We start from the raw sequence: 8,162 nt of genomic DNA on the forward strand, positions 1-8,162 counted from the left end.
CCGCCCTGACGCGGACCCGACCCGTACCCCGACGCCCGTCTCACCCCGACGCGGACCCGGACCCCGGCTCCCGCCGCAACGTTGCCCCGCCGACCCGGCCGGCCCTGGCCCCGGTGGCCGATCCCCGCTCCCCACCCCGCCATTGTGCCGACCCCCCTCCCATCCGGCGTCCCCCACGTGAGGGACCCGTCCGGTGTGACGACACGGACGCGCGCCCCGCCTAGCCTCCCTCCCCATGAGCGACGCAACCATCGAAGTCCGCGACCTGCGCAAGCGGTTCGGCCGGACCCTCGCGGTCGACGGCCTGTCCTTCCGGGTCGAGCCCGGCACGGTCACCGGCTTCGTCGGCCCCAACGGCGCGGGCAAGTCCACCACCCTGCGCACCGTCCTCGGCCTGGACGCCCCCGACGAGGGCGAGGCCCTGATAGGCGGCCGTCCCTACCACGCCCTGCGCACCCCGCTCCTGGACGTCGGCGCCCTCCTGGACGCCGCCGCCCTGCACCCGAGCCGCCGCGGCCGTGACCACCTGCGCTGGCTCGCCCACTCGCACGGCCTGTCCGCGCACCGCGTGGACGAGGTTCTCGAACAGGTCGGCATGGAAACGGCGGCCCGCCGCAGGGCGGGCGGCTACTCCCTCGGCATGCGCCAACGCCTCGGCATCGCCGCCGCCCTCCTCGGCGACCCTCCCGTCCTCCTCCTCGACGAACCGGTCAACGGCCTCGATCCCGAGGGCATCCAGTGGATCCGCGGTCTGCTGCGCCGCCTCGCCGCCGAGGGCCGCGCGATCCTCGTCTCCAGCCACCTGATGAGCGAACTGGAGGACACCGCCGACCACTTGGTGGTGATCGGCCGGGGCCGCCTGATCGCCGACACGGCGGTGGCCGACCTGCTGGCCGCCGCGTCCGGCGACCGGGTCGCCCTGCGCACCGACGCCCGTACGCAGGCCATGGACCTCCTCGTCCGCGAGGGCGCCACCGTCGCCGTGACCGGTAGAGACACCCTCACCGTCACCGGCCTGCCCGCCCGCCGGATCGTCGAACTGCTCGGCGCGGCCCAGGTGCCCTTCGCCGAAGTGGGCGCCCACCGCGCCACCTTGGAGGAGGCGTACATGGAACTCACCCGGAACGCGGCCGAGTTCACGGCGGCCACGGACGCCTCCGAGGCCGGCGACGAGGTGACCCCGTGACCACGACACCCCCACCGGCCGTCACCCCGTACCGCTCCCGCCTGCACCCGGCCCGCGCCGGCTTCCCGCACCTGCTGCGCGCGGAGTGGACCAAGATCTGGACGGTCCGCGCCTGGCTGCTGGTCCTGGCCGTGGCGGCGCTGGTGACCGTCGTCGTCTCCCAGCTCGGCGCGAGCGGATCGAGCACCGGGGGCCGCGAGGACGTCGTCACCGCCCCCGACGGCACGGTGGTCACCGACGCCTTCCACACCACCCACCGCCCGCTGACCGGCGACGGCTCCGTCACCGTCCGCGTCACCGGACTGAAGAGCGCCGACGGCAAGGCCCTGGAGCCCTGGGCGAAGGCCGGGCTGATCCTCAAGGAGAGCCTCACCCCGGGCTCCCCGTACGTGGCCGTCATGATCACCCCCGCCCACGGCGTCCGCACCCAGTGGAACTTCACCCACGACACGGCGGGCGACACTGCGGGCGACACGGCGGGCCAGGGCCCGCGGTGGCTGCGCCTGACCCGGTCGGGCGAGCAGGTCACGGCCCACGCGTCGAGGGACGGCCGCACCTGGTCCGCGATCGAGGACGTACGGCTGGACGGCCTGCCGCGCACGGTCCAGGTCGGCGCGTTCGTCGCCACCCCCGCCCACCAGGTCCTGCGCCGCTCCTTCGGCGGCACCAGCGAGGTGTTCGGCGGGGGAGCGGTCACCGGGACCTTCGACCACCTCGCCCTCCGCGGCACCTCGGCCGGCACCGGATGGACCGGCACCGACGTGGGCGGCGGCACCCCGAACGGCCCCACGCCCGAGGACGCCGCACCGGGCACCACCGAGGTGTCACCGGCCGGCGCCCACACACTCACCGGCCGCGGCGACATCGCTCCGGACCTCAGCGGCGGCGACACCGTCCAGATGAGCTTCCAGGGGGTCTTCGTCGGCGTCCTGTTCATGGTCGCGCTGGGCGCGCTCTTCGTGACGAGCGAGTACCGGCGCGGCCTGATCCGCACGACGTTCGCGGCGACGCCGTCGCGGACCAAGGTCCTCGCGGCGAAGACGCTGGTGACGGCCGCCGTGACGTTCGCGGCGGCCCTCCCGGCGACGGTCCTGTCGTTCACCCTCGCCCAGTCCGGCCTGCGTGCGAACGGCTTCGGGCCACCCGCCTTCCCCGACTACTCCCTGCTCGACACCCCGGCCCTGCGCGCGGTCGTCGGCAGCGCGGCCCTGCTGGCCCTGGTCGCGGTGCTGGCCCTGGCCGTGGGGGTCCTGCTGCGCACCAGTGCGGGCGCGATCACGACTGTGGCCGTCCTGGTGATCCTCCCGCAGATCCTGGCGTTCGCGCTTCCGCTGCCGGCCGCGCAGTGGCTGCTGCGGGTGACCCCGGCGGCGGCGTTCGCGATCCAGCAGGGTGTCACGTACTACCCGTTCGTGGACCACAACTGCCTGCCGGAGAGCGGCTGTTATCCGCTGTCCCCGCTGACCGGCCTGTCCGTCCTGGGGGCTTACACGGCCGTCGCCCTGCTGCTGGCGGCCTGGCGTCTGCGCGGGAGGGACGCGTGAGGCACCTGAGCGCCGAGTGGACGAAACTCCGTACCGTGCCGAGCACGTGGTGGCTCCTGGCGGCGCTGGCCGTCTCGACGGTGGCGGCCGGCACGGCGGCGGTCTCCTCGCTGACGGCCCAGGTCTGCCCGTCGCCCGCCGCCTGCCACGAGGACACGGTGCGGCTGAGCCTGACGGGCGTGTGGCTGGGCCAGGCGGCCTGTCTGGTCCTGGGCGCCCTGTCGATGGGAGCGGAGTACGGCACGGGAACGATCCGTACGACACTGACGGCGATGCCGGCCCGGTGGCGGGTGCTGGCGGCGAAGGCGGCGGCCCTGTCCCTGCCGGTGGCGGCGGCGGGAACGGCGGCTGTCCTGGCCTCCCTGGGCACGGCCCGCCTGCTCCTGCCCGCGAACGGTTTCGACGCCTCGACGGGCCACCCCCTCCCGTCCCTGACGGACGGTCCCACCCTCCGCGCGGCAGCGGGCTCCGTCCTGCTGCTGGCCCTGGTGACCCTGGTGGGCCTGTCCCTGGCCACCCTCCTGCGGGACACGGCAGCCGCGATCACCCTGGGCCTTGCCCTCCTGTACGTAGTCCCCCTCCTCGCCGGCCTCCTCGACTCGCCCACGTGGCAGCACCGTCTCGAACGCTGGGCGCCGATCCCGGCGGCCCTGTCGGTCCAGGCGACCAGGGACCTGGACCGACTGCCGATCGGCCCGTGGCCGGGTCTCGGGGTCCTGGCCGCCTACGCCCTGGGCCTGTCGCTCCTGGGCGCGGCCCTGTTCAGGGCGCGTGACGCGTGAGGGCGTACCGCTCCCCGGCGGCATGCCACCAGGCCGGCGGCGAGGACCCGCCGGCCACGGACGACGGCTGACGGGGACGCGGCCCGAGCCGGCGCAGCGCCCCGGCCTCCCCCTGGACGCCGACCGACCCCTGCCCCCGCCCGGGGGCGTTCGGCGGTTACGCGGCGACGTACGGCGAGGACCTGATGAACCGTTGTGGGCACGCGCCGTACGGGCACGGGTCATACGGGCCGTGATGTGGGCGTGCGCCCCCGGTCCGCGCCCTGTTTCCTTCGGAGCGCCGGGCCGGCCCCGCCCAGTACGGGACGGACGACGCGACCGGTTGAAAGCGGCCCGGTACCGCCTACGGTTCTCCTCATGCCCCGAGCCGACGAGCCGCAGCCCCAGGCCTTCACCTCCGTGACCGACCTCGACACCTGGCTCACCGGCCACCCCGCGCCGCACCCCGGCCTCTGGGTCAAGGTCGCCAAGAAGGGCTCGGGCCTGCCCTCCGTCACCGCCGCCGACGTCAACGACGCCGCCCTGTGCCACGGCTGGATCACCGGTCAGCGCAAGGGGCTGGACGCCTCGTACTACCTCCAGCGGATCACCCCGCGCAGGCCCGGCAGCCTCTGGTCGATGGTCAACGTGCGGCGGGTGCGGGAGCTGACGGAGGCCGGGCGCATGCGGCCCGCCGGGCTGGCGGAGGTGGAGGCCGCGCGGGCGGACGGGCGGTGGGCGGCGGCGTACGAGTCGCAGCGCGAGGCCACCGTCCCCGACGATCTCACCGCCGCGCTGGAGCGGCACCCGCGCGCCAAGGAGGCCTTCGAACGCCTCGGCAGGACGGACCGCTACCTCGCCATGCTCCCCGTCCTGCGCGCCCGCACCCCGCAGAGCCGGGCGGCCCAACTGGCGGCGGTCATCGGCAGGCTGACCCAAGGCTGACCCAGGGGTGACACGCCGAGCGCCCGCCGGTCCGCTGCGACAGCGGAGGGCGGGCGCGCTCGGGCGGACGTCTCGGGCGCCGGCGTCAGAAGGCCCAGGTACCGGACGGAAGGCCCCGTGCCGGAAGGCTCAGGCGTTCCTGATCGCCGAGATGTCGAAGTTCAGCTTGATCTTGTCGGAGACCAGGACGCCGCCCGTCTCCAGCGCGGCGTTCCACGTCAGGCCCCACTCGGAGCGCAGGATCTCCGCCTTGCCCTCGAAACCGACGCGCTCGTTGCCGAACGGGTCCTTCGCGGCGCCGTTGAACTCCAGGTCGATGGTGAGCGGCCTGGTGACGCCGAGGATCTCCAGGTCGCCGGTGATGCGGTAGTCGTCGCCGCCGAGGGCCTCCGCGTGGGTGGAGCGGAAGGTCATGGCCGGGAACTCCTCCGTCTTGAAGAAGTCCGCGCTCTTGAGGTGACCGTCGCGGTCCGCGGACCCCGTGTCGATGCTGTCCATCGCGGCGTCGATGGACGCGGTGGAGGCGGAGGGGTCGGTGCCGTCGAGGTGCAGCGTGCCGGTGAAGTCGAGGAACTTGCCCTTGACGTTCGTGACCATGGCGTGCCGCGCGACGAAGCCGAGCGTGGAGTGGGCCGGGTCGATCGTGTAGTCGCCGGTCAGGGCGGCGAGGTCGGGGTTCACGGCGGCGGGCGCCGCGGTGGTCGTGGCGGTGGTGTCCTTGCGGCCGAAGATGCTCATGGCGTGCTCCTGGTGGATTGCTGTTGAACGTTCAACTATGTCAACAGGGACGACCGTAGACCTATTCCGGGCCCGAGGCAATGTCGTGGGCGACGTCACCGGCGATGTGTTGGCGCGATGCCGCCGGGGTGGTAGACGACGGTCATGACTTCCCGGCGTCGCGCCCTCGCCCTTCCCTCCGCCCCCCTGCGACCCACCCGCCGAGCCCTCCTGCTCACCGCCGCCCTCATGGCGGCCGCCGGCGCGACGGGCTCCGCGCCCCACGCCGCCGACAACGACGACGACGCCCACGGCGGCGCCGCCGATCCCTACGACGTCCTCCGCCACCGCTGGCTCGGCCTCGCCCTCGGCACCGGCTACGACCCCGCGGCCGAGCCCTACGCCTCCCGCCTCGCCGAGACCGGAGCGCTCGCCCGCGGTTTCCGCGCGACCATGGCCCCCACCGCCACCTCCCTGTGGCCGGACCACCCCTACGACCCGCCCGCCGGCATCACCCGCAGCTACGCCCGCCTGTGGACCATGACCCGGGCCTGCGTCCGCGCGGGCACCGGCTCGACCGGCGACCAGGGGCTCCGCGCCGACGTGCTCCGCGGCCTCGACCACCTCTCCGCCACGGTCTACCACCCCTCCACCACCCGCTACGGCAACTGGTGGGAGTGGCAGATCGGCAGCCCCCGCCTGCTCATGGACATCACGGCCGCCCTGTACGAGCACCTCACCGAGGCGCAGCGAGCCGCCGCGTGCGCCGCCGTCGACCACTTCGTGCCGGACACCATGCTGACCGACTACTCCGGCACCTCCACCGGCGCCAACCGCGTCGACCTGTGCCGCTCCGTCGCCCTGCGCGGCATCCTGGGCCGCGACCCCGCCAAGATCGCCCTCGCCCGGGACGCGCTCTCGCCGGTCTTCCCGTACGTCACCCAGGGGGACGGCCTGCACGCCGACGGCTCGTTCGTCCAGCACACCTGGGTCGCCTACTCGGGGACGTACGGCCAGGTCGTGCTCGACGGACTCGGGCGCCTCTTCGCCCTGCTCGCCGGATCCGCGTGGGAGGTCACCGACCCGAACCGGCAGATCGTCCTGGACAGCGTCGAGCACGCCTACGCCCCGCTCATCCACGACGGGCTGGTGATGGACAGCGTCAACGGCCGTGCCATCAGCCGGGGTCTGCTCAAGGGCGACGACCGCCAGGTCATGCGCAGCGACCACTTCCACGGCCAGGGCCTCATCGCCGCCATCGCGCTGCTCGCCGCCGGAGCGAGCCCGGCCGAGCGCGACCGCTGGCACGCCCGGGTCAAGGGATGGATCGAACGGGACACGGTGACACCGGTCCTGACGGCACGTCAGTACGACGTCGCCGACCTGGCCCGCCTGCACGCGGTCGCCGCCTCTCCCGTGCCGGCCGCCCCGGAACCCGTCGGCCACCGTCTTTTCCCGGCGATGGACCGCGCCGTCCACCGCCGCCCCGCCTTCACCGCGAGCATCGCCATGGCCAGCGACCGCATCGCCCACTACGAGTGCGGCAACGGGGAGAACCCGCGCGGCTGGCACACGGGCGCCGGAATGGTCTCCTGGTGGCCGGCCGGCCGCTCGGACCAGTACACCGACTGGTTCTGGCCCACCGTCGACTGGTACCGCCTCCCCGGCACCACCGTCTCCACCCGACGCCTCCCGGACCGGGCGGGCGGCGAGTGGGGCGCCCCCAAGCCGGACGTCCGCTGGGTCGGCGGCACCACCGACGGCGAGTACGCGGCGATCGGCCAGCACCTGAGAGGGCTGGACTCCACCCTCCAGGCCCGCACGTCGTGGTTCTGCGTCGCCGACGCGGTGATCTGCCTCGGGGCGGGGATCACCTGCGCCGACGGCGTCCCGGTCGAGACGGTCGTCGACAACCGCAACCTCGGGGAGAACGGCACCCCGGCCTTCGTGCGCGGTCCCGGCTGGGCCCATCTGGAGGACCACGGCGGCTGGGTGATCCTCGACGGACGCCTCAAGACCCTCCGTGAGGACCGCACCGGCGCCTGGTCCGACATCAACACCACCAGTACGACCGAGCGCCGCACCCGGCGCTGGCAGACCCTCTGGCTGAACCACGGCACCGACCCGACGGACGCCTCGTACGCCTACGTCCTGATGCCCGGGGCCTCCCGCCGTACGGTCGCCGCGCGCGCCGCCGACCGCCACTGGCTGTCGGTCCTCGCCAACGACCGTGCCCGCCAGGCGGTCCACGTCCCCTCCCTCGGCCTCACGGCCGCCGCCTTCTGGCAGCCCGGGGGCGCGGGCGCGCTCACCGTGACCGCCGGCGCGAGCGTCCTGGTCCGCCGCCGGGGCGCTGCCGCCACCCTCTGCGTGAGCGAGCCGCCCCGCACGGGCGAACCCCTGGAGATCACCTGGGACCGTCCGGTGCGCACGGTGATCCGGGCGGACGACACGGTCGAGGTGCTCTCCACAGGCCGCCGACTGCGCCTGCGTGTCACTCCGGGGAGGGCATGTGCCACCCATGAATGTGAGGTGACTCTCAGCTGACGGCTTTGTACGACCCCTACAAGCGCGGCCCCCTCTGAGCAGTCAGAACGGCTGCATGCCGTGGAGGTTCTGTTCAGTGGTACCAGGAAAACGGTCCGGACACTGTACGGAGTCGACGGCGAGCTTTTCTTCGTGGGCTTCGTAAGGTCGCTACATGACCGTTTTGGATGAGGCGCCGGGTGAGTCGACGGACGAGTCGACGGGTGAGCCGACGGACGCGCGCGGGCGTGTGGCCGAGCTGCACGAGATCCGTGCGCAGGCGCTGGCCGGGCCGAGCGAGAAGGCGACCGGGGCGCAGCACGCCAAGGGCAAGCTGACCGCGCGGGAGCGCATCGAGCTGCTGCTGGACCCGGGGTCGTTCCGGGAGGTCGAGCAGCTGCGCCGGCACCGGGCGACCGGCTTCGGCCTGGAGGCCAGGAAGCCGTACACCGACGGTGTGATCACCGGCTGGGGCACGGTGGA

General features: G+C 73.9%; 7 protein-coding genes. 6 read left to right on the top strand and 1 reads right to left on the bottom strand.

Annotated features, from left to right (window positions below; translation table 11 throughout):
• Positions 1 to 235: 235 nt before the first annotated feature.
• From ACWD0J_RS39070 to ACWD0J_RS39085, 4 genes are all read left to right on the top strand, one after another.
• Positions 236 to 1,186 (top strand): ABC transporter ATP-binding protein, encoded by a 951-nt coding sequence (locus ACWD0J_RS39070; RefSeq protein WP_451500622.1) that lies wholly within the window; start codon positions 236 to 238, stop codon positions 1,184 to 1,186.
• Positions 1,183 to 2,730, top strand: a complete 1,548-nt coding sequence (locus tag ACWD0J_RS39075) for a hypothetical protein (protein ID WP_451500623.1) — start codon at positions 1,183 to 1,185, stop codon at positions 2,728 to 2,730. The genes ACWD0J_RS39070 and ACWD0J_RS39075 overlap by 4 nt, the downstream gene beginning before the upstream one ends.
• Entirely contained in the window at positions 2,727 to 3,512 is a 786-nt protein-coding gene (locus tag ACWD0J_RS39080; RefSeq protein ID WP_451500624.1) for an ABC transporter permease, read from the top strand. The genes ACWD0J_RS39075 and ACWD0J_RS39080 overlap by 4 nt, the downstream gene beginning before the upstream one ends.
• 357 nt (positions 3,513 to 3,869) lie before the next feature.
• Positions 3,870 to 4,436, top strand: coding sequence for a YdeI/OmpD-associated family protein (locus tag ACWD0J_RS39085; protein ID WP_451500625.1), 567 nt, complete (start codon positions 3,870 to 3,872; stop codon positions 4,434 to 4,436).
• Between the two features lie 129 nt (positions 4,437 to 4,565).
• On the opposite strand, the gene ACWD0J_RS39090 is transcribed toward ACWD0J_RS39085, so the two are convergent.
• Positions 4,566 to 5,174, bottom strand: coding sequence for a YceI family protein (locus ACWD0J_RS39090; RefSeq protein WP_451500626.1), 609 nt, complete (start codon positions 5,172 to 5,174; stop codon positions 4,566 to 4,568).
• A gap of 144 nt (positions 5,175 to 5,318) precedes the next feature.
• Between ACWD0J_RS39090 and ACWD0J_RS39095 the strand changes: the two genes are divergently transcribed.
• Both ACWD0J_RS39095 and ACWD0J_RS39100 read left to right on the top strand, forming a co-directional pair.
• Positions 5,319 to 7,700: a polysaccharide lyase 8 family protein gene (locus ACWD0J_RS39095; protein WP_451500627.1), complete on the top strand. Its 2,382-nt coding sequence runs from the start codon at positions 5,319 to 5,321 to the stop codon at positions 7,698 to 7,700.
• A gap of 154 nt (positions 7,701 to 7,854) precedes the next feature.
• Positions 7,855 to 8,162: carboxyl transferase domain-containing protein (locus tag ACWD0J_RS39100; protein ID WP_451500628.1), on the top strand; the 308-nt coding region annotated here is incomplete at its 3' end.

The sequence above is a fragment of the Streptomyces sp. NPDC003011 genome (assembly GCF_053591515.1).

Coding starts and splice junctions, on each gene's coding strand:
- ACWD0J_RS39070 (WP_451500622.1), top strand. CDS start 236: ATGAGCGACGCAACCATCGAAGTCCGCGACCTGCGCAAGCGGTTCGGC.
- ACWD0J_RS39085 (WP_451500625.1), top strand. CDS start 3,870: ATGCCCCGAGCCGACGAGCCGCAGCCCCAGGCCTTCACCTCCGTGACC.
- ACWD0J_RS39090 (WP_451500626.1), bottom strand. CDS start 5,174: ATGAGCATCTTCGGCCGCAAGGACACCACCGCCACGACCACCGCGGCG.
- ACWD0J_RS39095 (WP_451500627.1), top strand. CDS start 5,319: ATGACTTCCCGGCGTCGCGCCCTCGCCCTTCCCTCCGCCCCCCTGCGA.